The organism is Billgrantia sp. Q4P2 (assembly GCF_052806135.1).
The window spans coordinates 203,144-227,560 of sequence record NZ_JBRBAI010000004.1; the positions used below are offsets into that span (position 1 = coordinate 203,144).

Genomic DNA, 24,417 nt, shown 5'->3' on the forward strand with positions numbered 1-24,417 from the left:
GCCATCCGGGGCTCGGAGGCGATCGTCACCCCAGCAGGGAGTGAACGAATACCGCTATCACACCCAGCGGTGCCACGTAGCGCGCCACCACATGCCACAGCTTCTCGCTTCCCCCCACCAGGTTCAATTCGGCAGCGACACTGCGACGCTCCAGGCACCAGGCGACGAAGATGATCGCCCCAAGCCCAGTCAGCGGCAGCAGAATCTTGCTGGTGAAGGTATCCAGCAGATCGAACACGTTGAGCCCCATCATCACCGGCTCCGGCCAGACGTTGAACGACATCAGCGCCGCGATGCCCAGCAGCCAGACCGCCACACCCCCCGCCAGGGTAGCCACCACGCGTGACAGCGGCGTACGCTCCTCGACGAACTCCACTACCGGCTCCAGCAGGGAAATGGCCGAAGTCAGCGCGGCGAAGGTCAGCAGCAGGAAGAACATCAAGCCCAGCAGCATGCCACCGGTCATGTTGCCGAAGGCCAGCGGCAGGGTAACGAAGATCAGCCCCGGCCCTTCACCAGCGCTCAGGCCGTTGGCGAAGACGATGGGGAAGATCGCCAGGCCAGCCAGCAAGGCGATGCCGGTATCGAGAATGATCACCGTGCGGGCGGTACCCAGCAGGTTGACGTCCTCGCCCAGGTAGGAGCCGTAGGCCATCATGATGCCCATGCCCAGCGACAGGGTGAAGAAGGCCTGGCCCATGGCCGCCAGCACCACGCCTCCCGTCAGTGCGCTCCAGTCCGGGCGGAACATGAAGGCCAGCGCTTCGCCGAAGTGACCGGTGGTCATGCCGTAGCCCACCAGTATCAGCATCAGCACCACCAGGGCCGGCATCATGGTGCGTACCGCACCCTCCAGCCCCTTGGTCACGCCGCGCGCCACGATCCACACCACCAGCGCCATGAACGCGGTATGCCACAGCAGCAGCAGGCCCGGGTTGCCCAGCAGTCCCGTAAAGATAGCACCGACGCCGTCGGCATCCTGACCGGTGAAAGCCCCGGTGACCGATCCCAGGGTGTAGGAGAGCGACCAGCCCCCGATCACGCTGTAGAAGGACAGGATCAGGAAAGCAGCCAGTACCCCGCTGGCCCCCACCAGCGCCCAGGCCTTGGGCTGACCGTTCTTGCCGGCCAGCTCGGCCATGGCATTGATGGGATTTTTCTGGCCACGCCGGCCGATCAGCCACTCGGCGACCAGCACGGGCAGGCCGACCACCGCCACGCAGGCGAGGTAAACGAGCACGAAGGCGGCGCCACCGTTGTCTCCCACCATGTAGGAAAAGCGCCAGATGTTGCCTAGCCCCACGGCCGAACCGGCAGCCGCGAGCACGAAGGTCATCTTCGATGACCACTGCGCATGGACGAGTTTAGACATGGTTCACCTATTGTTGTGTATCTGGTTGTTGATCTTTCTCAAGCGCAAAAACACAGAAGATAGGAAGGTTTTTGGCTCGAATGTTGGCAAATCTATCCGATCATACGCTCGAAGGCCAGCAGCGATAGGCTTAGAACAGGCTCGTTTGACGCTCCCCGGCAAAGTCACCCAGCGGCAGCAGGCCGATGTCGTCGGCAAAGGCTTGATAGAGCCGCCTGGCCAACTGCGGCGCCTGGCGGTTGTTAGCGGTATGCACAAACAAAAAAGGGGTTTTCCCCTGTTTTATCCACAGCCTGATCTGGTTTATCCAGGGCTGGAAGTAATTCCAGTTGATTGCCTCATCGAGATGCCCGATGAAGCGAATCAGCGGCTGTTTCCCCGTGGAAAGCACGTGTAATGGGCATCTTGGCTTTTCGCTCTGGGCGTGGGCCAGGGCCGGACTGCCCTCTGCCGGGGTCGAAAATAGTGCGCGGACGTCGAGCATGGCACGGTTGGCGCCGTGAGTTATCAACAGGCGGTTCAAGGCGACTTCTGCTGTCCCCTTGTGGAAAAACTCGGGGTGGCGAACCTCCACGGCACAGGGAATGGCGGCCGGCCAGCGCGAGAGCAACGCCTCGAGCCGAGACAGCTCAGCGTAACCGAAATCCCGCGGTAGCTGGACGAGGAGCGGCCCCAGACGATCGTGCAGCGGCTCGAGCGCTTCGAGGAAGGCATCGAAACCCGCCTCGACCCCTTGGAGGCGTTGCTCATGGGTCAATGTCGCCGGCAGCTTGAAGCAGAAGCGGAAGTGCGCAGGTACCTGGCGCGACCAGCCTGCCACCGTCTCCGGCCTGGGCGCACCACTATAGAAGGTCGTGTTTCCCTCCACCGCGGAGAAAACCCGGGCGTAGTCGGTCAGCCAGCCCTGCTGGGCGCCATAGGGTGGGTAAAGGGAGCCACACCACTCGGGATTGGCCCACATGGGCAAACCGAGATACAGCCTGGACAACCTTGTCATACTCCTGTAACAAAAATAATCGGAAACGATGCCTGGCGAGTGGCAGCATGAGCTGCCCGCCCCACGCTGCACAAGGAAGATGCGCCCCACTGCTGCGCCCCAACGTCCATGGATACGATGCTCAATCTTGCCCTGTTTGCCCGGCTCAACGCTGCGCCCGACAGCGACCCTCGCCTGCTGCTGCTGGCAGAGGTCTTCGCCGTTTACCTGATCTGGCTGGTGCCGGCCCTGCTGGTCATCGGCTGGCTACGCGGCAACGATCGCCTGAAACGCCCTCTACTCGAGGCTTTCGTGGCCACCGTGCTGGCCCTGACGGCGAGTTGGCTGATCGGTCATCTCTGGCCCAGCCCACGGCCATTCATGATCCCCGTGGGACAGACGTTCCTGGAACATGCGCCGACCCCGGCCTTTCCCAGCAACCATGCCACGATCATGCTGACCATGGCCTGCAGCCTGCTGCTGCATGGCGGGACCCGACGCATCGGGCGCTACCTGCTGCTACTAACGGTACCGGTGGCCTGGGCGCGGGTATTTCTCGGCGTGCACTTTCCTCAGGACATGTTCGGTGCGCTGCTGCTGGCCGTGGGTATGGCCACTCTGGTCGGCGCCAGCCGCAGTTGGCTGATCCTGCCCTTCTACCACCATGTGGCCATGCGGCTCTATCGCCTGCTGTTCGCCCCGCTGATTCGCCGTGGCTGGGTGGAGCGCTGAGCGCTCCACCTGCCTGACCCACTAGTTTGCTTCAAGGCGGCTCAGAATTGCCCCAGCAGCCACTCGCCGGGTTCGCCGTTCATCAGCAGCTGGCCGTCCTGTAGCTGCAGCTTCAGGGTGTAGCGTCCGTCCTCTTCGCGGCGAACGACACCAAGCTCGAGCATCGGCTCCACGCTTCCGGCCACCACGTCCTTGGCCATCGCATCGAGTTCGTTACCCGAAAGCATCCCGTTGTACTGCTGGCGCAGCGACTCACGGGCCACCTTGTGCAGCAACAAGGCGGAAGCGTTTACGCTCAGATCCAGTCGATTCTCCGGATCGAGCAGGCTGCTTTCATCAAAGGCGGCAAGGTCCTGCAACAACAGATCGGCTTCCAGCTCCAGCTCGATGTCCGCATCGCCCATACTGAACGAGGCCGGCTTGAAGGAGAGTACGGAACGGCCAGCCACCAGCGCCTCCCCGGCGTGCTCCATGCGCTCGAAAACGGGCAGCAGGGCATCGGGATCGTCCAGTTGGAAGCTATCGATGGCTTCGTAGATCAGGCTCCACAGCGTGTCGTACTCGGTACGCGGCAACTGCCCGTAGCTCGACTCGACATGAAAGGCGATCGGCTCCTCCATCCCCTGAATCCGCAAATCGTTGGCCGACCACAGCTGGGCAACCTGGAAGTGCGCCTCGGATTCCGGTTCCAGCCCCAGGCGGATATTGGCGCTTTGTGCCGTAAAGCCCGGTGAGTGCTGCTCGCGTACCGCCAACCCATCGAGGCTGAGGCCCAAGTGCCCATACCAGCTGTTGAGGCCCTGGCGGGTTGCAACGATATCGGCCCCCAGGCCATCCATCGTCAGATAGAGATCGGGCGCTTCGGACTCGAAGTCCTGCATGTCGAGATGCGCCGAGAAATGTTCGAAACGCCCCTGGTCATCGAAAAGAAGTTTGATTTCGACGTTCTGACCTTCGATTCGCGAGTCGCTCGCCTGCTCCAGGTCACGACTTTCCGTCAGCATCGGGCCATCGTTCGAGGCAAAGGTGACTTCACGCAGAACGCCCTGGGGAAAGGAGGCCACAAGGTTCGATGTGGAACTCTCGAAGGTATGAATGGCGGTGGGTTCCTCCAACCGGGCCTGGCCCATGCGATTGGTGCTGCGGTATTCGCCCTTGGCAGGGTCGAAGCGGAATTCGCCGCCCTGGTAGTCGATCTCGTAGCGCATCTCCAGGCCGTAATCGCTGAGCAGCGGTCCCGCGGCCAGCGTCATCGGCATGGGCGCCCATTCGCCCACCACCACCTGGTCGAAGCCTATCTTGGCAGTGTAACGAGACACTGCCTCGTCGTCTTCGAGTTGGATCAATTGCTCGAACAGCCAACCCGAACCGTCGATTCGTCCTTCGAGGCTGGCCAGGGCTCCCATGAAGGGGCCGTGGGTGATCCGGTCGTCCACGAAGATCCGCAGTGGTTCTTCCTCGAACTCCACGTCCATGCCCGCCGCGATGAGTTGTTCATATGCCTGGGCAAGCTCGGGCTCGAGAACGAGTTCATAACTGGCGCGTGCCTCGAACCAGTCACGCTCATACTGCAGGTTATCTACCTGGATATAACCGAAGTTTTCTAGTTGCTGTAGATAATCGGCGTAATGCTGCTCTATCTGGCGCCCCATCCAGTAGGGGGCTCCCAAGCCTGCGATGAGCGCTAACCCTACGATGACCGCCACTGACTTCTTCAGGGCACTTCCCCGTTGACTCTGTCCTTTCCCCACGTCGATATCCTTTTCTCGTTCTTCGTTAAATGAAATTAGGCAACAATAAGCCACGCCTATTGCTGCCGGACTTCAAATGCGAAGTTTAACGACAAGAAACGGGAAAAGTAAGATTACCTCATGCTAGTTTCATTCTACCGTCACCGACTTGGCCAGGTTGCGCGGCTGGTCGACATCGGTGCCCTTGAGCACGGCAACGTGATAGCTCAACAGCTGCAGCGGTACGGTATACAGGATCGGGGCCAGGGCATCGTGCACATGGGGCAGCAACAGCACCCTGACGCCCTCCTCCTCCACGATGCCGACCTGCTCGTCGGCGAACACGAAGAGTTCGCCGCCCCTTGCCCTGACCTCCTGCAGGTTCGATTTCAGCTTGTCGAGCAATTCGTCGTTGGGTGCGACGGAAATGACCGGCATCTCGCTGTCGACCAGGGCCAGCGGCCCGTGCTTGAGTTCGCCGGCGGGGTAGGCCTCGGCATGGATGTAGGAAATCTCCTTGAGCTTGAGAGCGCCTTCCAGGGCGATGGGGAAGTGCGCCCCGCGCCCGAGGAACAGTGCATGGTGCTTCTCGGCGAACGCCGTCGACAGCGCCTCTATCTCGCCGTCAAGGTCCAGTACGCGGCTCACCAGCCGCGGCAAGGCACGCAAGCCGGCGACTATGTCGGCCTGGGTCTCGGCGGCGAGCCCCTTGACCCGACCCATGGCCAGGGTCAGCAGCATCAGTGCGGTAAGTTGGGTGGTGAAGGCCTTGGTGGAAGCGACACCGATCTCGGGTCCAGCCTGGGTCATCAGGGTCAGGTCCGATTCCCGCACCAATGAGCTTCCCGGTACGTTGCAGATCGCCAGGCTGCCGAGATAGCCCTGCTCACGGGCGAAGCGCAGTGCCGCCAGGGTATCGGCGGTCTCGCCCGACTGCGACAGGGTGACGAACAGGGTATCCTCGGGCACCACCACGGTGCGGTAGCGATACTCCGAGGCCACCTCCACCTGCACGGGTATGCCGGCATAGCGCTCGAGCCAGTAGCGCGCCACCAGGCCGGCGTGATAGCTGGTGCCGCAGGCCACGATATGCACCTGCTTGACCCGCTCGAACAGCGCCTCGGCATCGGGGCCGAAGCACTCGACCGGCACGGTGCGTTCGCCCAAGCGTCCCTCGAGGGCGGCCGCGATCACTGCCGGCTGTTCGAAGATTTCCTTCTGCATGAAGTGGCGGTACTCACCCTTGCTGGTGGCACCTTCGCCATGCTCGAAGGTATGAACCGGACGCTGCACGGCATGACCCTGGGCGTCGAAGATCTCGATGCGGCCGCCGTTGGCGAGCCGTACCACATCGCCTTCCAACAGGTAGATGAATCGGTCGGTGACCTGCAGCAGCGCCAACGGATCCGAGCCGAGGAAGGCTTCATTGATGCCTACCCCCACCACCAGCGGACTGCCCTTGCGCGCGCCGACGACAACGTCGGGCTCATCGGCATGTACCACCGCCAACGCATAGGCGCCCTCGAGGCGCGCCAGGCCACGCTGGACGGCGGCCAGCAGGCCATCGCCATGCTGGTACTCGCGCTCCAGCAGGTGGGCCACCACCTCGGTATCGGTCTGCGAGGAGAAGGCATAGCCGCCTGCCTGCAGTTCACGCCGCAGCGGCTCGTGATTCTCGATGATGCCGTTGTGCACCAGCGCCAGCCGATCGCCCGACTGGTGCGGGTGGGCATTCTCCTCGCTGGGCTTGCCATGAGTGGCCCAGCGAGTGTGGGCAATGCCACAGCGACCCGGCAGGGCTGCCTCCTCAAGCATGGCCTCGAGAGCGGCCACCTTGCCCAGCGCACGGCGGCGACACAGCTCACCGGAACTGGCGAGCACGGCCATGCCGGCCGAATCATAGCCGCGATACTCCAGCCGCCTGAGTCCTTCGAGCAGGATGCCTTCCACGTTGCGCTCGGCAACGGCACCGACGATTCCACACATGACGATTCCTCGCGCTTGCTTCAGTCTCGGGTCTTCTTGGCCGGCCGCACCCAGTCGGTCTTGCCGATCTGGCGCCCGCGTGAAACGGCCAGGGCGTTGTCGGGCACGTCCTTGCTGATGGTCGAGCCGGCACCGACCGTGGCACCACGGCCGACGCTGACCGGCGCCACCAGGGCGGTATTGGAGCCGATGAAGGCGTCATCGCCGATCTCGGTGCGATGCTTGTTGGCGCCGTCGTAGTTGCAGGTGATGGTGCCGGCCCCAACGTTGACGTCACGCCCCAACCGCGCATCCCCCACGTAGCTCAGGTGGTTGATCTTGCTACCCTCGCCCACCTCGGCGTTCTTGGTCTCGACGAAGTTGCCCACCTTCGCGCCCACCGCCAGGCGTGTGCCGGGGCGCAGTCGGGCAAAGGGCCCGACGCGGTTGTGCCCGGCCGCCACGGTACCCTCGATCACACTATGGGGCTCGATGACGGTTTCGGCGCCGATATGGCTGTCCCGTATCACGCAGTGGGACCCAATACGTACGCCCTCGCCCAACTCTACCTCACCCTCGAACACGCAGCCGACGTCGATCTCGACATCGTGTCCGCAGCTCAGGCGACCGCGCACGTCGATGCGTGACGGATCGAGCAGCGCAACGCCTTGAGCCATGAGCTGCTCGGCAATGTGCATCTGATGAGCGCGCTCGAGGCGAGCCATCTGCAAGCGGTTGTTGACCCCCTCCACCTCCAGCGGATCGGTGGGCTGGGCGGTGGCGATGGCGACCCCCTCGGCGGCGGCCATGGCGATGACGTCGGTCAGGTAGTACTCGCCCTGGGCATTGTCGGCAGAGAGCCTCGGCAGCCAGCGCTTCAGCTGGGATGCGGTCATGGCCATGATGCCGGTATTGCACTCGCGGATCGCCAACTCGTTCTCGCTGGCATCCTTTTGCTCGATGATGGCCACCGCCTGGCCGTCGGCGTTGCGCAGGATCCGCCCATAGCCGCTCGGATCATCCAGGGTCACGGTGAGCAGCCCCATGCGCGACTCGCTTACTTCCTCCAGCAGGGCAGCCAGGGTTTCGCGCCGAATCAGCGGCACGTCGCCATACAGCACCAGCACCCTGCCGTCGCCCAGGCCATCCAGCGCCTGGGCCACCGCGTGGCCGGTACCCTTCTGTTCGGCTTGCAGCGCAAAGCGTACCGGATAGTCGCAGAGTGCCTCGCGTACCCGTTCGGCGCCGTGGCCGACCACCACGTGCAGGCGATCCGCCTCGAGTTCGCGTGCGGTGTCGAGCACGTGACGCACCATCGGTTTGCCAGCCAGGCGATGCAGCACCTTGGGCAGGGTCGAACGCATCCGCGTGCCCTGCCCGGCTGCCAGAATCACCACATCCAGGGTCATCGAAGACTCCTTGTCCATTCGATTGGCTCCAGTTCATCGGGGGCCCGGCGATTCGCCCCTCTCCTCTTGATAGAAGGCGATCGCAGCGTTCTCAACGCGGCAGCTTCAGCGCACTTCCAGGCCCATCTCATCGCTCAGTTCCCCACCGAGATAGTCGGCGAACGCAGGACTCGCCAGACTGCTCCAGCCTTCGCCCTCGCGCACCAGCAGCAGTACCTTGAGACCCTGATCACGCGCCAGTGCCAGACCCTCCTCGTCACCCATCACCATCATCGCCGTAGCCCAGGCGTCGGCCCAGGCGTTGGAAGGATGTGCTACCGTCGCCGAGGCCACATGATGCCTGATGGGATGGCCGGTACGCGGGTCGATGGTATGCGAGAAGCGTTGTCCATTCTCTTCGAAATAGTTGCGGTAATCCCCCGAGGTTGCTACCGAGATGTCGTGCAACGGCACGATATGGGTGGCTTCCTGGCGGTCGTCGAGCGGCGCCTCGACGCCGATGCGCCAAGGCTCGCCTTCACCATCGCGATAGCCGCGCGTGACCAGGTCACCACCCAGGTTGACCAGGTAATGTTCTATGGACTGCCCGTCCAGGTAGGCGGCAACCCGGTCGGTGGCGTGCCCCTTGGCCACGCCACCGAGATCGACGAACACGTCACGCAGCCGGCGTGCCTGCATGGCATTCTCGTCGATCTCGATACTGTCGGGGCCGACCTCGTCCAGGCGCGCCCGCAGGGTTTCGGCATCGGGCACCTCCCGCGGACGCGCCTCTGAGCCGAAGCTCCACAGGTTGACCAGCCCGCCGATGGTCACGTCGAAGGCACCGTTGCTCGCCTCGGCCACCGATTGGCTGATCGCCAGTACCTCGATCAACTCGTTGGAGAGCGGTTGCCATTCACCGAGCGGCGCCTGGTTGAAGGCCATCAGCTCCGAGTCGTCGCGATAGATCGACATGGCGGCATCCACCTGCTCGAGCACCTCGAGCAGCCCCTCCTCCAGTTCTCGCGCCTGGCCCTGGGTCAGGCTGTCGGCGATGGTCACCTGGTAGAAGGTGCCGAAGATGCCGCCCTCCAGCCGGACCGGTGAATCCAGCGGGCGGTCGTTCTCCGAGCAGCCGGTGAGCAGCAATCCCAGGCACAGCGCAAAGACAACCACAGGACGCAGGACAGAGTTCATGGTAACAGGACTCCTTGATCAGAGTGATGCATGGCTACCAGAAGATCCACAGCAGCCATAGTCCGAGCACGATGCGATAGACAACGAAGGGCTGCATGCCGATCCGCTTGATGAAGGCGATGAAGTAGTGGATGCAGAGATAGGCGCTCAGCCCCGACAGGACCACGCCAACCGCCAAGGCTTGCCAGTCGATGTCATTCGTTGCCTGCATCAGGCTGACGACCTCCAGCCCTGATGCCAGGACAATCACCGGAATCGACAGCAAAAAAGAGAAGCGCGCCGCGCCCTCGCGGCTCATGCCCAGCAGCAGTGCCGCAGTAATGGTGATGCCGGAGCGCGATGTGCCGGGAATCAGTGCCAGTGCTTGGGCAAGACCGATGATCATGGCGTCGCGCAGCATGAGCTGGTACTCGTTGCGGCCCTCTCGCTTTCGCCAGTCGGCATAGCTAAGCAGCAGGCCGAAGCCAATCAGCCCTACCGCGATCAGAAGCGGGGAACGCATGCCAACTTCGATCACGTCATGCAGGGCGAGGCCCACTACGCACACCGGAATCGTGGCCAGCAGCACCCACCAGGCCAGTCGGGCATCGGGATCGAGATTCGTACCTTGGCGCCGCATCACCCCACCCAGCGAACCGATCCAGCTCACCGCCATGCGCTGCAGGTCGTGGCGGAAGTAGAACACCACCGCCAGCAGGCTGCCCAGATGCACCGCCACGTCAAAGACCAGCCCCTGGTCGTTCCAGCCGGTCAGCACGGGCACCAGAATCAAGTGGGCCGAACTCGAGATGGGCAGGAATTCGGTCAGGCCCTGAACCACTGACAGCACGACGACCTGAAGCCAATCCATATGGCGCTCTCCTGATGGCAAGGACATGCGCAGCCTGGCAGCAAACGCACGGCAGGACGCGAAGAGGATACACGGAGCCTGAGCGCTTGTCCGCCGCGTCTCGTTACAATTCCGTTCGCCAGTGCATGTGTTGCGTATCGCCGACGTCAAGCCTGCACAACCGCTTCAGCTGTTGGCTCTCTCGCTATCGCTGTGCTTGGCCTGCCGGCCTGACGCTTCAACTGGGAGGGGCGAGGGTGCGAGAAACGCCGTGGACAACCGCGATGCCAAGCGCGCCACCTACGTGGCGGCTTGGCTGCCCGAAGACTGTCTGCGCTCGCGATTTTCCGGCGAAGCCTAGAGCCCTGTCAGCACCGCCGTGGCGATTGAGAAGTAGATCAGCACGCCGCAGGCATCGATCACCGTGGTCACCAGCGGCGCCGAGGCGGTCGCCGGGTCCCAGCCCACCCGGTTGAGCACGAACGGCAGGCACATGCCGAGCAGGCTGCCGAACAGCACGATGGTGACCATGCTGGCGGCAACGATCATGGCCACGGCCTCGCCACCGCGCATCACGCCGATGGGCGCCACTGCCAGCGCCATGGTCAGCCCCAGGGAGCCGGCTACCAGCAGCTCGCGGCCGAGCAGCTTGCCCCAGTCCTTGACACCGACGTCGCCGGTGGCCATGCCGCGCACCGTGAGCGTGGCGGCCTGAGCGCCGGCGTTGCCGCCACTACCGATCAGCAGCGGCAGGAAGAACACCAGTGCCACCTGGGCGGCAATGGTGTCTTCGAAGTAGGCGATGCCGGCACCGGAGAAGAGGTTGGCGAATACCAGCAGCACCAGCCAGGTCACGCGCTTGCGGTAGAGGCTCCAGAGCGGCACCCGGCTGACGCCATCTTCGAGCTGGCCGATGGACATCCCCTTGTGGAAATCCTCGGTGGCCTCCTCCTCGGCCACGTCCATGGCATCGTCATGGGTGACGATGCCGACCAGGCGCTCGTCATGGTCGAGTACCGGCACGGCCAGCATGTCGTAACGGGCCACCAGCCGCGCCACTTCCTCCTGCTCCTCGTCCACCGGCACGCTGATCACGTCCTTGATCATCAGGTCGTCTACCTTAGCGCCGGGACGCGCCACCATCAGCTGGCGCAGCGACAGGGTGCCTGCCAGCTTGCCCTCAGGGTCGACGATATAAAGCTGGTAGACCGTCTCGGCGTCGGGCGCGGTCTGGCGTACCCGCATCATCGCCTGGGAGACGGTCATGCCACTGGGGATGGCGACGTAGTCCGAGGTCATGATCGCCCCGGCAGTGCCCTCCTCGTAGCTGGCCAGGCGCTTGAGGTCCTCGCGCTCCTGGCGCGCCATGCGCCGCAGCAGCGTTTCCTGGCGATCCTCACCGAGCAGGTTGAACAGGTCGGCACGCTCGTCCGAGCCCATCTCCTCCAGTACCGAGAGCAGCAGCTCGTCGGACATGGCCTCGGCAATCTCGACCTGAACCTCCCCTGGGAGGTAGCCCAGGACATTGGCACGGCGTTCCAGCGGCAGGCAATCGAGCAGTTTCAATACGGTGGGAAGATCGCCGTCATCCTCGGCCATCTCTTCCAGTATCTCGGAGAGATCTGCAGCACGCAGTTCAGGCAGCCATTGGTCGAGGCGTTCGCGATCATCCTGCTCGACGGCGAGGATCAGGGTTTCCTTGTGTTCCTGCAGCTGTTCGCTCAACGACATGGCGTTCTCCTGAGACCCTCACGCAAGTGGAAGGAAACCCTGCGTGGCGGCATGAGTATGGGCTCCGGACTCCCGGTACCAGCACTCATGATAACAGAGACGAAAACGCCTCCCGAACAGTGTTCGGGAGGCGTTCGATCGGGCAGCCAACGAATGTTAGCCCTTGCCCGCCTTCTTGCGCAGCTGCTGGATGGTACGCAGCTGGGCCACGGCCTCAGCGAGTTCAGCGGCGGCGCGGGTGTAATCCAGCTCCGCCGACTTGTCGTTGAAGGCCTTCAGCGCATGCTGTCGGGCTTCCTCGGCAGCGGCCTCGTCGAGGTCACTGGCGCGAGAGGCCGCATCGGCCAGTACGGTCACCACGTCCGGCTGCACTTCCAGGAAGCCGCCGGAGACGTAGAAGTTCTCTTCCCGCCCACCATCGTGGATCACGCGGATCGGCCCCGGCTGTAGCTCGGTCAGCAGCGGCGCGTGCCCCGGCAGGATGCCCAGGTCGCCCATGATGCCCGCTGCCACGATCTGTTCGACTTCACCGGAGAAGATCGAGGCCTCTGCGCTGACTATGTTGCATGTGAAGCTTTTCGCCATAGCGAAGTCCCCCAATGGACGGGATTACTTCATCTGGTTGGCTTTCTCGACGGCCTCGTCGATGCTACCCACCATGTAGAAGGCCTGCTCCGGCAAGTTGTCGTATTCGCCTTCGAGGATACCCTGGAAACCGCGGATGGTGTCCTTCAGCGATACGTACTTGCCCGGGGAGCCGGTGAACACCTCGGCCACGAAGAACGGCTGCGACAGGAAGCGCTGGATTCTACGCGCGCGGGCCACGGTCTGCTTGTCCTCGTCGGACAGCTCGTCCATGCCCAGGATCGCGATGATGTCCTTGAGCTCCTTGTAGCGCTGCAGCACGTTCTGCACGCCGCGGGCGGTGTTGTAGTGCTCCTCGCCGACGACCAGCGGGTCGAGCTGGCGCGAAGTGGAGTCCAGCGGGTCGATGGCCGGGTAGATACCCAGCTCGGCGATCGAACGCGCCAGTACCACGGTGGCGTCCAAGTGGGCGAAGGTGGTGGCCGGCGACGGGTCGGTCAGGTCGTCCGCGGGCACGTAGACGGCCTGCACGGAGGTGATCGAGCCGGTCTTGGTGGAGGTGATGCGCTCCTGCAGAACGCCCATCTCCTCGGCCAGGGTCGGCTGGTAGCCCACCGCGGAGGGCATGCGGCCCAGCAGTGCGGATACCTCGGTACCGGCCAGGGTGTAGCGGTAGATATTGTCGACGAACAGCAGCACGTCGCGGCCTTCATCGCGGAACTTCTCGGCGATGGTCAGACCGGTCAGGGCCACGCGCAGACGGTTGCCCGGCGGCTCGTTCATCTGACCGTATACCAGCGATACCTTGTCGATAACGTTCGACTCGGTCATCTCATGGTAGAAGTCGTTACCTTCACGGGTCCGCTCACCCACGCCAGCGAACACGGAGTAACCGCTGTGCTCGATGGCGATGTTGCGGATCAGCTCCATCATGTTGACGGTCTTGCCCACGCCGGCACCGCCGAACAGACCGACCTTGCCGCCCTTGGCGAACGGGCAGACCAGGTCGATGACCTTGATGCCGGTCTCGAGCAGTTCGTTGGATGCCGCCTGCTCGGCATAGGTGGGCGCCGGGCGGTGAATGGGCATGCGCTCCTGCTCACCGATGTCGCCGGCCTCGTCGATCGGCCGACCCAGCACGTCCATGATGCGACCCAGCGTCTCCTTGCCCACCGGCACGGAGATCGGAGCTCCGGTGCTGGTGACTTCCAGACCACGCTTCAAGCCCTCGGTGGAGCCCATGGCGATGGTACGCACCACGCCGTCGCCCAGCTGCTGCTGGACTTCGAGCACGGTCTCGGAGTCGGCGACGTTGAGCGCGTCGTAGACCTTGGGAACCGAGTCCCGCGGAAACTCGACGTCAATCACCGCGCCGATGATTTGTACGATACGTCCGCTCATCTTGCGATCCTCTCAAAAACCTGCAAATGAAACCTGTACCGGGAGAGCCGTAGGCTCTCCCCGGGCGCTATACGGCGGCGGCACCGCCGACGATCTCGGAAATTTCCTGGGTGATGGCGGCCTGGCGGGCCTTGTTGTACACCATCTCCAGATCGTCGATCAGGCCGCCGGCGTTGTCGGTGGCGTTCTTCATGGCGATCATCCGGGCCGCCTGTTCGCAGGCCCCGTTCTCGACCACCGCCTGATACACCTGGGATTCGATGAAACGAACCAGCAGGCTATCCAACAGCGCCTTGGCATCCGGCTCATACAGGTAGTCCCAGCTACCGGGACGCTTGTTGTCCTCGTCATCCGCACCGGCCCCCATATCGGGGGAGAGCGGCAACAGCTGGCGAACCACCGGTCTCTGCGTCATGGTGTTGACGAACTCGTTGTACACCACGTACAGGCGATCCAGACGGCCTTCGTCGTAGGCATCCAGCATCACCTTGACGATGCCGATCAATGCCTCGACCTCGGGCGCTTCGCCCAGGCCGCTCTTGGCTGCCACCAGATTGCCGCCGTAGTTGCGGAAGAAGCCGCCGGCCTTGCTGCCGAGGGCGCAAAAATCGAGTTCCGCCCCCTCGCTGCGCCATGCCACGGCGTCCTTGATCACAGCCTTGAACAGGTTGACGTTCAAGCCGCCGCACAGACCGCGATCGGTGGAAACCACGATGTAACCGACCCGCTTCACCTCGTCACGCTCGACCATGTAGTCGTGCTTGTACTCGGGATTGGCGTCGGCCAGGTGGCTGGCCACGTTGCGGATCTGCCGGGCATAAGGCTGGCTGGCCCTCATCAGATCTTGCGCTTTACGCATCTTCGACGCAGCGACCATTTCCATGGCGCTGGTGATCTTCTGCGTATTCTTGATGCTCCCGATCTGGGTGCGTATCTCTTTTGCAGCTGCCATAGCGATCTACCTCGTTCGTGGCCCTCAGAAGTTGTCCAGGGCCCGCCCTTGCGGGCGGGCCGGCGGATTTACCAGCTCTGAGTGGCCTTGAACTGCTCGAGACCCTGCTTCAGCCCTTGCTGGATCTCGTCGTTGTAGTCGCCGGTCTGGTTGATCTTGTCGAGCAGCTCGGCATGCTCGGACCTCATGTACTCGTGCAGGGCACGCTCGAAGTCCAGCACCTTGCTGACGTCGACGTCGTCCAGGAAGCCTTCGTTGGCGGCATACAGCGACACGCCCATCTCGGCCACGGACAGCGGCGAATACTGCTTCTGCTTCATCAGCTCGGTGACGCGCTGACCGTGCTCCAGCTGCTTGCGGGTGGCTTCATCCAGGTCGGAAGCGAACTGGGAGAAGGCCGCCAGCTCGCGGTACTGGGCCAGTGCCAGACGCACACCGCCGCCGAGCTTCTTGATGATCTTGGTCTGGGCCGCACCACCGACGCGGGATACCGACAGGCCGGCGTTGATGGCCGGACGGATACCCGCGTTGAACTGGTCGGTCTCGAGGAAGATCTGACCGTCGGTGATCGAGATCACGTTGGTCGGAACGAACGCCGAAACGTCGCCGCCCTGGGTCTCGATGATCGGCAGTGCGGTCAACGAGCCGGTCTTGCCCTTGACTTCGCCATTGGTGAACTTCTCGACGTAGTCGACGTTGACGCGAGCGGCACGCTCGAGCAGACGCGAGTGGAGATAGAAGACGTCACCCGGGTAGGCTTCACGGCCCGGCGGACGACGCAGCAGCAGGGATACCTGACGGTAGGCCCAGGCCTGCTTGGTCAGATCGTCATAGACGATCAGCGCGTCCTGGCCGCGGTCGCGGAAGTACTCGCCCATGGTGCAGCCGGCATAGGGCGCCAGGAACTGCATCGGGGCCGGGTCGGCGGCGCCGGCGGCGACGACGATGGTGTGCTCCATCGCGCCGTGCTCCTCGAGCTTGCGCACCACGTTGGCGATGGTCGACTGCTTCTGACCGATGGCCACGTAGACACAGGTGACGCCCTTGCCCTTCTGGTTGATGATGGCGTCGACGGCAATGGCCGACTTACCGATCTGGCGGTCGCCGATGATCAGCTCACGCTGGCCGCGGCCGATCGGCACCATGGCGTCGATCGCCTTGAGGCCGGTCTGGATCGGCTGATCCACCGACTGACGGGTGATGACGCCCGGGGCGACCTTTTCCACCGCATCGGTCAGCTTGGCGCCCACGTCGCCCTTGCCGTCGATGGGGTTGCCCAGCGGATCGACCACGCGGCCGATCAGCTCGGGACCCACCGGCACCTCGAGGATGCGGCCGGTACAGCTGGCGGTCATGCCCTCTTCCAGCTTCAGGTAGTCGCCCAACACCACGGCGCCCACGGAGTCGCGCTCGAGGTTGAGCACCATGCCGTAGATGCTGCCGGGGAATTCGATCATTTCACCGAACATCGCGTCCTCGAGACCGTGAATACGCACGATGCCGTCGGAAACGCTGACGATGGTGCCCTGATTGCGGGCTTCGGATGCGACATCCAGCTTTTCGATACGCTGCTTGATGATGTCGCTGATCTCGGAAGGATTCAGTTGCTGCATGCCATGTCCCTCAGACTCAGGCGGTAAGAGCTTCGGAGAGGCGATTCAGTCGACCACGCACCGACCCGTCGATGACGGTATCGCCAGCGCGCAGGACGACGCCTCCGATAAGCTTCGAATCCACCTGAGTGGTAATGGAGATTTCGCGATTCAGGCGCTTCTTCAGCGCGCCGGCGAGCTTCTGCTGCTGCTTGTCGTCGAGTTCGTAGGCAGAGACCACGATGACCTCGACGCGCTTTTCGTGTTCGGCACGCAGTAGCTCGAACTGTTCGGCGATCACGGTCAGAGTGTTCAGACGCCCCTTTTCACCCAACGCCTCGAGGAAGCGGCGAACCGATTCATCGAGCTTGGCTTCGGCCAGTTCGATGATCAGCGCCACCTTGCGCTCGGGCGTCAGGCTCGGGCTGGAAAGGAGTTTCTGTACATCGCGGACTGCAACGACCTGGCCGAGCTTGCCCAGCCATTCCGACCAGTTTTCCAGCGCCTTGTGATCACGTGCGTACTCGAACGCCGCCCTGGCGTAGGGTCGTGCAACGGTAGACGTTTCCGCCATGGGTCACCTCCTTCACAGTTCGGCGGCAAGCTTGTCGAGCAGCTTGCGGTGTGCCTTCTCGTCGACGGAGGATTCCAGGACACGCTCGGCACCGACGATGGCAAGTGTCGCCACCTGGGCGCGAAGCTCTTCCTTGGCGCGATTGATTTCCTGATCGATCTCGGCACGTGCACCGGCCACCAGGCGCTCACCTTCGGCACGGGCCTGCTCGCGGGCTTCCTCGATCATCTGAGTGGAGCGCTTGTGGGCCTGCTCGAGGATCTGGGAGGCCTGTTCCTTGCTCTCACGCAGCGTCTGCTCCGCCTTTTCCTGGGCGAGTTCGAGGTCGCGGGAGGCGCGGCTGGCCGCGTCGAGGCCATCGGCGATCCTCTTCTGGCGCTCGTGAAGCGCAGTGCTGATCGGCGGCCACACGTACTTGATGCAGAACCAGACAAAGATCGCGAAGGCGATCGTTTGCCCGATAAGCGTCATGTTGATATTCACGGGTAAGTACCTCTGACGGGTTCGTGGCGACCGGAAACGAGCAAACCGAGCGCCTCAGCGCTCGGTAGGGTCGTTAGCCGGCAACGACGAAGATCAGGTACATCGCGATACCGACGCCGATCATCGGCACGGCGTCGAGCAGGCCGGCCATGATGAAGGTCTTGGTCTGCAGCTGGTCGCCAAGCTCAGGCTGGCGCGCAGTGGACTCGAGCAGCTTGCCACCCAGGATGGCGAAGCCGATGCCGGTGGCCAGGGCGCCCAGACCGATGATGATGGCGGCTGCAAGGTAGACCATTTCCATGATGTTACTCCTGGTATTTGAGTTTAGGTTCAACGGGTTAGGGGTTTAGGGAATTGCAAACGTTGCTCGGTTCAGTGGTGCTCGTGCGCGGCGCTCAGGTACACGACGGTCAGCACCGTAAAGATGAAGGCCTGCAGCGTGACCACCAGAATGTGGAAGATGGCCCAGGGCACGTCCAGCAGCCAGATGGCCCAGAACGGCAGCAGCGCGATCAGGATGAAGATCACCTCGCCGGCAAACATGTTACCGAACAGTCGCATGGCGAGACTGAAGGGCTTGACCAGCAGGCCAATCACCTCCAGCAGCAGGTTGAAAGGGATCAACAGCCAGTGATTGAACGGGGTCAGTGACAGTTCCTTGGCGAAACCGCCAGCCCCCTTGACCTTCAGGCTGTAGTAGATGATCAGGATGAAGACGCCCAGCGCCATGCCCAGCGTAGCGTTGGGATCGGTGGTCGGCACGATCTTCATGTACTCGACGCCGAGACGCGCGAAGAGCTCCGGGAAGTAGTCGACCGGAATGATCTTCAGCGTATTCATCAGCAGGATCCAGACGAACAGCGTCAGCGCCAGCGGGGCGATGATGGGGTTCTTGCCATGGAAGGCAGAGCGAACCAGGCCCTCGATGAATTCGATGACCATCTCGACGGCATTCTGCAAGCCGCCGGGCACGCCGGTGGTGGCGATCTTCCCTGCCTTGCGGAACAGCCAGATGAACAGCAAGCCCATGGCGACCGACCAACCCATGGTATCCACGTGAATGGCCCAGAACCCCATCTCCTGAGCTTCGGTCGAGGAGTGGGCGAACGACCAGCCATTCTCGGGGTGACGACCGAACGTCAGGTTCTGGAGGTGGTGCTGTATGTAATACGTTGCCGTAACTTCGTTACCTGCTGCCATGCGCTTACCTCGGTTCAGGGAGCGGGTCGCCTGCGCATCGTCCAAGGCAAGAGCCAGTGCGCAAGAACAACCGCCACGTATGCGACAAAGAAGAAAATCGGGTTTGAGGGGGGCGCTGCCACGAACACCATGGCCAGCAGCGCCACCGTCAAACCGAACTTTCCTGCCTCGGCCCGGTAGAGGTTCGAGACGAAGCGACCTGCTTGTCTGCCACCACGAACCGAGCCGATGCGCCAGGCAAAATAGAGGGAAGGAATCAGACTAACCAGCCCGCCCATCAGCGCAGACAGTGCGCCATCGATCCCTGCTAGCAATGTGCCGACAGCAACCACCGACAGTGCCGCCGCGCCCTGTAACCACAATAACCGAGTGGTATCGATTCGCTCGCGCTTGCGGCCGGGGTGTCTGTGCATCTGTCGACATTCCTGCCCCACCTGAAGAGGGCGTGAGTGCCGGCTGAGCCTAGCGTGTCGCTCAGGCAAACAACGGCGGATTATAGGGAAGCCCCTTGGCCTGTTCAACCAGACTTGGCGCTTTTTGCCCACGAATGGTGCGGGTTTGCGACCAAAGAAGCAATGATTGTCAACACAACCCGTAAAGTCAGCGAATATGCTCGAGAATGCCGTCGAGTTCCTCGAGGCTGGAGTAGCGGATGGTCACCCGCCCCTTGCCGGCACGACCATGCTGAATCTTCACCGGGGCACCGAGCAGTTCGCCGAGCTTGGTTTCCAGGCGCGCCACGTCAGGGCTGATGGGCTCGTTCGCTGCCTTACTCACCTCGCCCTGGGTCAGGCGTTTCACCAGCGCCTCGGTATCGCGCACGGTGAGATCCTTGTTGACCACTTCATGCGCCGCACGGCGCTGCTTGGCCCCGGAAAGGGCGAGCAGGGCACGGGCATGGCCCATGTCGAGATCGCCACGCTCGAGCAGGGTCTGCACCTCGGGATCCAGCGCCAGCAGGCGCAGCAGGTTGGCCACCTGGGCCCGCGACTTGCCCACGGCATCGGCGACCTGCTGCTGGGTGAGTTCGAACTCCTCGAGGAGGCGCTTGAGCGCCATCGCCTCTTCCACTGGGTTGAGGTTCTCGCGCTGGATGTTCTCGATCAGCGCCAGCGCCAGTGCGACCTCATCGGTGACCTCACGGATCACCGCCGGGATGGTGTCGAGTTCGGCCAGTTGGGCCGCACGCCAACGGCGCTCGCCGGCGATGATCTCGTAGCGGGCCTCGCCGATGGGCCGTACCACGATGGGCTGCATGACGCCCTGGGCACGTATCGAGTCGGCCAACTCCTCCAGCGCCTCGGGCTGGATGTCACGCCGCGGTTGGTACTTGCCGCGGGAGAGCTGGCCCAGCGGCAGGCGCTCGAGTCGCTCCTCGGCGGCGGCAGGGGCAGCTTGGGCCGGCTCGCTCGACTCGCCAGGCAGGACTTCCACCTCGGGCAGCTCGAGATTCTCGCGGCGACGGGCGCCGGCACCGATCAGGGCATCCAGGCCTCGGCCCAGGGCGCGTTTACGCGTCATCAGCATTCCCTCATCACGAAAATCGGTCACGACCGGTGGTTTCACCCGCCGCACTACAGCGACAGGCGACGAATCAGTTCCTTGGCCAATACCCGGTGGGCCTGACTGCCGCGCGAGAAGCGCGCGTACTTGGTGACCGGCAGGCCGTGGCTCGGCGCCTCGGCAACCCGCACGTTGCGCGGGATCGTGGTCTTGAGCAGCGCCTCGCCGAAGTAGTCGCGCAGCTGCTTGCTGACGTCACGAGTCAGGCTGTTGCGACCATCGAACATGGTCCGCAGGATGCCATAAATCGCCAGGTTCGGGTTCACGCTGTCCTTGATCTGCTCAACGGTATCGAGCAGCGCCGAGAGCCCCTCCAGGGAGTAGAACTCGCACTGCAGAGGGATCAGCACGCCGTTGGCGGCGGTCAGGCCGTTGACGGTGAGCATGTTGAGCGAGGGCGGGCAGTCGATCAGCACCACGTCGTATTCGCCGGCGACGCTGCCCAGGGCCTCGGTCAGGCTGCGCTCGCGACCTTCGGCCCGGTCCAGCAACTCCACCTCGGCGGCGGTGAGATCGCCATTGCCGGGCAGCAGAGAATAGCCGGCGGTGGGGCAGTCGAGCATCACTTCGGGAGCGCTCTTCTCGCCCAGCAGCAGGTCGAGCACACTGCCCTCGAGCGCATGCTTGTCGATTCCGCTGCCCATGGTGGCATGGCCCTGGGGGTCGAGATCGACCAGTAGCACGCGGCGATCCAGTGCGGCGAGGCTGGCGGCCAGGTTGACGGCGGTGGTGGTCTTGCCCACGCCGCCTTTCTGGTTGGTCAAGGCGATGATTTGGGTCACGGGCGACTTCCTTGCGTCGAAGGCACGCTCACGGGCGGCCTGGGTTGGAATCGGTTCGCTCGACGATCAACAGCTGACGCTCCCCCGTGGTGAACGGCACGGCGAGCGCATGACGCTCGCGTATGGTCAGCCGGGCATCCAGATCGGCCAGCTCCTCGTCGGCGGCCGGCCCCTTCATGGCCAGCCAGTGCCCGTCTTCCGCCAGCAGATGATCGGTCAGCCGAACGAAATCTGCCAGGCTGGCGAAGGCCCGTGAAATCACCTGGACGTAGCCGCCCGTTGGCGGCTCGAAGGCCTCGACCCGGGCCTGCACGGGCGTGACGTTGCCAAGCCCGAGCTCCATCACCGCCTGACGCTGGAAGCGTACCTTCTTGCCGTTGCTGTCGAGCAGCGTGACCTCGAGCTGCGGCTCAAGGATCGCCAGTACCAGCCCCGGCAGGCCCGGGCCCGATCCCACGTCGAGCAGCGGTGCCTTGCCGACGAAGGGCAGTACCACCGCGCTGTCGAGCAGGTGCCTGGTCACCATTTCTTCCGGTGAGCGTATCGCGGTGAGGTTATAGGCGCGATTCCACTTGTGCAACAGCCCGACCAGACGCAGCAGCCGCTCGCGTTGCACGTCATCGATATCGATACCCAGTGCGGCCAACCCTTCGTCGAGACGCGCTTCCACCTGGGGTGTTACGGCATCGCTCATGCGTTGATCACCCGGGTGTCATCGAGAAGACGACGCTTCTTGAGATGAATCAGCAGGATAGATACCGCTGCCGGGGTCACGCCGGAGATCCGCGAGGCCTGGGCCAAGGTCTCGGGGCGTGCTTCGGCGAGCTTCTGGCGAATCTCATGGGAGAGGCCTTCGACCTTGGCATAGTCCAGATCGGCCGGCAGCGGCGTGGCCTCATGGCGCTTGAGCTTGTCGATCTCGTCCTGCTGGCGGTCGATATAGCCCTGGTACTTGGCCTGGATCTGCACCTGTTCGGCGACCGCCTCGTCGCTCACCGGCTGGCCGGTCAGCCCGGCCACGTCGGCATAGCCGAGCTCGGGACGCTTGAGCAGGTCGAGCAGGCTGTACTCGCGGGTGAGCGGCTTGCCGGTCCTGGCTTCGATGGCCTCGGCGGCTGCGGTACCGGGCTGAACCCAACTGGCCTTGAGCCGGGCGCTTTCGCGCTCGATCGCCTCGCGCTTCTCGCTGAACGCCGCCCAGCGTGCCTCGTCCACCAGCCCCAGCTCGCGGCCGGCCTCGGTGAGGCGCAGGTCGGCGTTATCCTCGCGCAGCAGCAGGCGGTACTCGGCGCGCGAGGTGAACATGCGGTAGGGCTCCTTGGTGCCCAGCGTGATCAGGTCGTCGACCAGTACGCCGAGGTAAGCCTCGTCGCGGCGCGGCCACCAGGCCTCGAACCCCTTGGCACGGCGGGCGGCGTTGAGCCCGGCGAGCAGGCCCTGGGCACCAGCCTCCTCGTAGCCGGTGGTGCCGTTGATCTGTCCGGCAAAAAACAGGTTGTGGATAAATTTGGTTTCCAGCGAGTGCTTGAGGTCACGCGGATCGAAGAAATCGTACTCGATGGCGTAGCCGGGCCGGGTGATATGGACATTCTCGAGCCCCTTGATCGAACGCACCACCTGTAGCTGCACGTCGAAGGGCAGCGAGGTGGAGATACCGTTGGGGTAGAGTTCGTGGGTATCGAGCCCCTCGGGTTCGATGAACACCTGGTGACTCGCCTTGTCGGCGAAGCGGTGCACCTTGTCTTCGATCGACGGGCAGTAACGCGGCCCGACGCCTTCGATCACGCCGGAGTACATCGGCGAGCGATCGAGATTGGCGAAGATGATCTCGTGGGTGCGCTCGTTGGTGTGGGCGATGTGGCAGCTCACCTGGCGCGGATGCATGTCGCGCCGGCCCAGATAAGACATTACCGGCGTCGGGCTATCTCCCGGCTGCTCCTCGAGCAGTGAGAAATCGACGCTCTTGGCATCCAGCCGCGGCGGCGTTCCGGTCTTCAGCCGATCGACACGAAATGGCAGTGCACGCAGGCGTTCGGCGAGGGAATTGGAGGGTGGATCCCCGGCGCGACCGCCGCGGCTCTGGTCGAGCCCGATATGGATCACGCCGCCGAGGAAGGTGCCCGTGCACAGCACCACCGTCTCGGCCAGGAAACGAATGCCTGTCTCGGTGATCACGCCGCGAACGGTGTCGTTTTCCACCAGCAGGTCGCCGGCGGCCTGCTGGAAGATCGTCAGGTTGGCCTGGTTCTCCAGCATGCCTCGGATGGCCGCCTTGTAGCGCACACGATCGGCCTGGGCCCGGGTGGCTCGCACTGCAGGACCTTTGCGTGCGTTGAGCACACGAAACTGGATACCGCCCAGGTCGGTGGCCAGGCCCATGGCGCCGCCCAAGGCATCGATCTCCTTGACCAGATGGCTCTTGCCGATCCCACCGATGGCGGGATTGCAGGACATCTGCCCCAGGGTCTCGATGTTGTGGGTCAGCAGCAGGGTCTGACAGCCCATGCGGGCGGAGGCCAGAGCGGCTTCGGTTCCCGCATGGCCGCCGCCGATGACGATGACGTCAAAGCGGTCGGGATACTCCAAGGTTCACCTCGTTGCGCTTGTGCGCGGATATTGCCTAGGGATGAAAAACAGCCTGGCAGTATAAACCGACTGTGGGTAACCGTCAGGGTTTTCCACACCGAGTGTGTTCGACACCCGAGAATTCACCAGTCACTAAACAAAACAGAATGATTAAAAGAGAGAAGTTCTGTAGTGGTAGTGACTACTGGTGTGGACAAAAAACGTGGATAACCGATCATATCCATTATGAAACAATGAGTTGCATTGTTGACTTCTACGGTGAGAAGAGGGTGACGAGCTGAGGGTGGCCGGTGTCGAGCCTGTGGATGAAAGCTGCGCTTTTCCACAGCCCGAACGCTACACCTCTTTTCCACCGCCGGCTACCGGGCTTGTTACCGCGACTGTGAACAGCCACCCGCAATCATGCTGCATGCGCCAACCATGCAGGCTAGAGCAGCAAAGCGCCTCCTACGGGATAAATTTTATCCACAAGCAAAAAAAAAGACCCTGGCTAGCGGCGACAGGGTCTTTCAAAGGGAATACAGCCGGCTTTTCAGTGCTTGAGCACCCTCGACAGGAAGCTTTGGGTGCGTTCATGACGTGGGGAATCGAAGAGTATGTCCGGTGCCGCCAGCAAGGCCGAGCGTAATGGCAATGCCTGAAACCAGGGTGGCCGTCTTCACTTGTCGTTTCATACGTTTCCCCATGGTGAATTGTTGTGGCGTTACGCCTTTAAACCATGGCGAGTCCACGGGGAAGAGCGTCAAGTCGGGCGGATTCTGTGCTGTCGTGGCGGTGTT

The 24,417-nt window shown here is 63.1% G+C and carries 22 protein-coding genes; 1 reads left to right on the forward strand and 21 read right to left on the reverse strand.

From position 1 onward, the window contains the following. Nucleotides 1–25: 25 nt before the first annotated feature. Both ACUY1T_RS08840 and ACUY1T_RS08845 read right to left on the reverse strand, forming a co-directional pair. Nucleotides 26–1,372 (reverse strand): sodium-dependent transporter, encoded by a 1,347-nt coding sequence (locus tag ACUY1T_RS08840; RefSeq protein WP_446021937.1) that lies wholly within the window; start codon nucleotides 1,370–1,372, stop codon nucleotides 26–28. Between the two features lie 130 nt (nucleotides 1,373–1,502). Beyond that, on the reverse strand, nucleotides 1,503–2,369 hold the full coding sequence (locus ACUY1T_RS08845) for a DUF72 domain-containing protein (RefSeq protein ID WP_446021939.1): 867 nt from the start codon (nucleotides 2,367–2,369) through the stop codon (nucleotides 1,503–1,505). A gap of 117 nt (nucleotides 2,370–2,486) precedes the next feature. On the opposite strand from ACUY1T_RS08845, the gene ACUY1T_RS08850 reads away from it, so the two are divergent. After that, nucleotides 2,487–3,080, forward strand: a complete 594-nt coding sequence (locus tag ACUY1T_RS08850; RefSeq protein WP_446021941.1) for a phosphatase PAP2 family protein — start codon at nucleotides 2,487–2,489, stop codon at nucleotides 3,078–3,080. Between the two features lie 41 nt (nucleotides 3,081–3,121). Here the strand turns inward: ACUY1T_RS08850 and ACUY1T_RS08855 are convergent, their stop codons facing one another. The 19 genes from ACUY1T_RS08855 to mnmG all read right to left on the reverse strand — a co-directional run bounded on the left by ACUY1T_RS08855 (nucleotide 3,122) and on the right by mnmG (nucleotide 23,638). Continuing rightward, nucleotides 3,122–4,885, reverse strand: a complete 1,764-nt coding sequence (locus ACUY1T_RS08855; RefSeq protein ID WP_446021943.1) for a DUF945 family protein — start codon at nucleotides 4,883–4,885, stop codon at nucleotides 3,122–3,124. Nucleotides 4,886–4,960: 75 nt separating this feature from the next. After that, nucleotides 4,961–6,796, reverse strand: coding sequence for a glutamine--fructose-6-phosphate transaminase (isomerizing) (gene glmS, locus ACUY1T_RS08860; protein ID WP_446021945.1), 1,836 nt, complete (start codon nucleotides 6,794–6,796; stop codon nucleotides 4,961–4,963). A 20-nt stretch (nucleotides 6,797–6,816) separates the two neighbouring features. Further along, nucleotides 6,817–8,184, reverse strand: coding sequence for a bifunctional UDP-N-acetylglucosamine diphosphorylase/glucosamine-1-phosphate N-acetyltransferase GlmU (glmU, locus tag ACUY1T_RS08865; RefSeq protein ID WP_446022439.1), 1,368 nt, complete (start codon nucleotides 8,182–8,184; stop codon nucleotides 6,817–6,819). A 105-nt stretch (nucleotides 8,185–8,289) separates the two neighbouring features. After that, a complete protein-coding gene (locus ACUY1T_RS08870; protein WP_446021947.1) occupies nucleotides 8,290–9,360 on the reverse strand; it encodes an FAD:protein FMN transferase in 1,071 nt (356 codons plus the stop codon). 34 nt (nucleotides 9,361–9,394) lie between these two features. After that, a complete protein-coding gene (locus tag ACUY1T_RS08875) occupies nucleotides 9,395–10,210 on the reverse strand; it encodes an undecaprenyl-diphosphate phosphatase (protein WP_446021949.1) in 816 nt (271 codons plus the stop codon). Between the two features lie 336 nt (nucleotides 10,211–10,546). Beyond that, nucleotides 10,547–11,920 carry a magnesium transporter gene (gene mgtE / locus ACUY1T_RS08880; protein ID WP_446021951.1) on the reverse strand — a complete coding sequence of 458 codons (1,374 nt, stop codon included), beginning with the start codon at nucleotides 11,918–11,920 and terminating at the stop codon, nucleotides 10,547–10,549. A gap of 156 nt (nucleotides 11,921–12,076) precedes the next feature. Further along, nucleotides 12,077–12,505, reverse strand: coding sequence for a F0F1 ATP synthase subunit epsilon (locus tag ACUY1T_RS08885; protein WP_446021953.1), 429 nt, complete (start codon nucleotides 12,503–12,505; stop codon nucleotides 12,077–12,079). 24 nt (nucleotides 12,506–12,529) lie between these two features. After that, nucleotides 12,530–13,906: a F0F1 ATP synthase subunit beta gene (gene atpD / locus ACUY1T_RS08890; protein WP_446021955.1), complete on the reverse strand. Its 1,377-nt coding sequence runs from the start codon at nucleotides 13,904–13,906 to the stop codon at nucleotides 12,530–12,532. 67 nt (nucleotides 13,907–13,973) lie between these two features. Next, nucleotides 13,974–14,858 (reverse strand): F0F1 ATP synthase subunit gamma, encoded by an 885-nt coding sequence (gene atpG / locus ACUY1T_RS08895; RefSeq protein WP_446021957.1) that lies wholly within the window; start codon nucleotides 14,856–14,858, stop codon nucleotides 13,974–13,976. Between the two features lie 68 nt (nucleotides 14,859–14,926). Continuing rightward, nucleotides 14,927–16,471: a F0F1 ATP synthase subunit alpha gene (atpA, locus tag ACUY1T_RS08900; protein WP_446021959.1), complete on the reverse strand. Its 1,545-nt coding sequence runs from the start codon at nucleotides 16,469–16,471 to the stop codon at nucleotides 14,927–14,929. Between the two features lie 16 nt (nucleotides 16,472–16,487). Beyond that, nucleotides 16,488–17,024: a F0F1 ATP synthase subunit delta gene (locus tag ACUY1T_RS08905; protein ID WP_446021961.1), complete on the reverse strand. Its 537-nt coding sequence runs from the start codon at nucleotides 17,022–17,024 to the stop codon at nucleotides 16,488–16,490. Between the two features lie 12 nt (nucleotides 17,025–17,036). Then, the gene (locus tag ACUY1T_RS08910; protein ID WP_446021963.1) at nucleotides 17,037–17,507 is read right to left on the reverse strand and encodes a F0F1 ATP synthase subunit B; all 471 of its coding nucleotides are present in this window, start codon (nucleotides 17,505–17,507) and stop codon (nucleotides 17,037–17,039) included. 73 nt (nucleotides 17,508–17,580) lie between these two features. Beyond that, complete coding sequence (gene atpE, locus ACUY1T_RS08915) at nucleotides 17,581–17,808, reverse strand: F0F1 ATP synthase subunit C (RefSeq protein ID WP_114478188.1); 228 nt, start codon at nucleotides 17,806–17,808, stop codon at nucleotides 17,581–17,583. A gap of 71 nt (nucleotides 17,809–17,879) precedes the next feature. Next, nucleotides 17,880–18,707: a F0F1 ATP synthase subunit A gene (gene atpB, locus ACUY1T_RS08920; protein WP_446021966.1), complete on the reverse strand. Its 828-nt coding sequence runs from the start codon at nucleotides 18,705–18,707 to the stop codon at nucleotides 17,880–17,882. A gap of 14 nt (nucleotides 18,708–18,721) precedes the next feature. Beyond that, a complete protein-coding gene (locus tag ACUY1T_RS08925; RefSeq protein WP_446021968.1) occupies nucleotides 18,722–19,120 on the reverse strand; it encodes an ATP synthase subunit I in 399 nt (132 codons plus the stop codon). 187 nt (nucleotides 19,121–19,307) lie between these two features. Continuing rightward, a complete protein-coding gene (locus tag ACUY1T_RS08930) occupies nucleotides 19,308–20,228 on the reverse strand; it encodes a ParB/RepB/Spo0J family partition protein (RefSeq protein WP_446021970.1) in 921 nt (306 codons plus the stop codon). A gap of 53 nt (nucleotides 20,229–20,281) precedes the next feature. Then, nucleotides 20,282–21,052 (reverse strand): ParA family protein, encoded by a 771-nt coding sequence (locus ACUY1T_RS08935; protein WP_446021972.1) that lies wholly within the window; start codon nucleotides 21,050–21,052, stop codon nucleotides 20,282–20,284. A gap of 28 nt (nucleotides 21,053–21,080) precedes the next feature. Next, nucleotides 21,081–21,746: a 16S rRNA (guanine(527)-N(7))-methyltransferase RsmG gene (gene rsmG, locus ACUY1T_RS08940; protein ID WP_446021974.1), complete on the reverse strand. Its 666-nt coding sequence runs from the start codon at nucleotides 21,744–21,746 to the stop codon at nucleotides 21,081–21,083. Next, entirely contained in the window at nucleotides 21,743–23,638 is a 1,896-nt protein-coding gene (mnmG, locus tag ACUY1T_RS08945) for a tRNA uridine-5-carboxymethylaminomethyl(34) synthesis enzyme MnmG (RefSeq protein ID WP_446021975.1), read from the reverse strand. The genes rsmG and mnmG overlap by 4 nt, the downstream gene beginning before the upstream one ends. Nucleotides 23,639–24,417: the final 779 nt, after the last annotated feature.

Bases quoted from the DNA above. Each gene is read 5' to 3' on its own strand.
- ACUY1T_RS08840 (WP_446021937.1), bottom strand. From the start codon at position 1,372: ATGTCTAAACTCGTCCATGCGCAGTGGTCATCGAAGATGACCTTCGTG.
- ACUY1T_RS08845 (WP_446021939.1), bottom strand. From the start codon at position 2,369: ATGACAAGGTTGTCCAGGCTGTATCTCGGTTTGCCCATGTGGGCCAAT.
- ACUY1T_RS08850 (WP_446021941.1), top strand. From the start codon at position 2,487: ATGCTCAATCTTGCCCTGTTTGCCCGGCTCAACGCTGCGCCCGACAGC.
- glmS (WP_446021945.1), bottom strand. From the start codon at position 6,796: ATGTGTGGAATCGTCGGTGCCGTTGCCGAGCGCAACGTGGAAGGCATC.
- glmU (WP_446022439.1), bottom strand. From the start codon at position 8,184: ATGACCCTGGATGTGGTGATTCTGGCAGCCGGGCAGGGCACGCGGATG.
- ACUY1T_RS08870 (WP_446021947.1), bottom strand. From the start codon at position 9,360: ATGAACTCTGTCCTGCGTCCTGTGGTTGTCTTTGCGCTGTGCCTGGGA.
- ACUY1T_RS08875 (WP_446021949.1), bottom strand. From the start codon at position 10,210: ATGGATTGGCTTCAGGTCGTCGTGCTGTCAGTGGTTCAGGGCCTGACC.
- mgtE (WP_446021951.1), bottom strand. From the start codon at position 11,920: ATGTCGTTGAGCGAACAGCTGCAGGAACACAAGGAAACCCTGATCCTC.
- ACUY1T_RS08885 (WP_446021953.1), bottom strand. From the start codon at position 12,505: ATGGCGAAAAGCTTCACATGCAACATAGTCAGCGCAGAGGCCTCGATC.
- atpD (WP_446021955.1), bottom strand. From the start codon at position 13,906: ATGAGCGGACGTATCGTACAAATCATCGGCGCGGTGATTGACGTCGAG.
- atpG (WP_446021957.1), bottom strand. From the start codon at position 14,858: ATGGCAGCTGCAAAAGAGATACGCACCCAGATCGGGAGCATCAAGAAT.
- atpA (WP_446021959.1), bottom strand. From the start codon at position 16,471: ATGCAGCAACTGAATCCTTCCGAGATCAGCGACATCATCAAGCAGCGT.
- ACUY1T_RS08905 (WP_446021961.1), bottom strand. From the start codon at position 17,024: ATGGCGGAAACGTCTACCGTTGCACGACCCTACGCCAGGGCGGCGTTC.
- atpE (WP_114478188.1), bottom strand. From the start codon at position 17,808: ATGGAAATGGTCTACCTTGCAGCCGCCATCATCATCGGTCTGGGCGCC.
- atpB (WP_446021966.1), bottom strand. From the start codon at position 18,707: ATGGCAGCAGGTAACGAAGTTACGGCAACGTATTACATACAGCACCAC.
- ACUY1T_RS08925 (WP_446021968.1), bottom strand. From the start codon at position 19,120: ATGCACAGACACCCCGGCCGCAAGCGCGAGCGAATCGATACCACTCGG.
- ACUY1T_RS08930 (WP_446021970.1), bottom strand. From the start codon at position 20,228: ATGACGCGTAAACGCGCCCTGGGCCGAGGCCTGGATGCCCTGATCGGT.
- rsmG (WP_446021974.1), bottom strand. From the start codon at position 21,746: ATGAGCGATGCCGTAACACCCCAGGTGGAAGCGCGTCTCGACGAAGGG.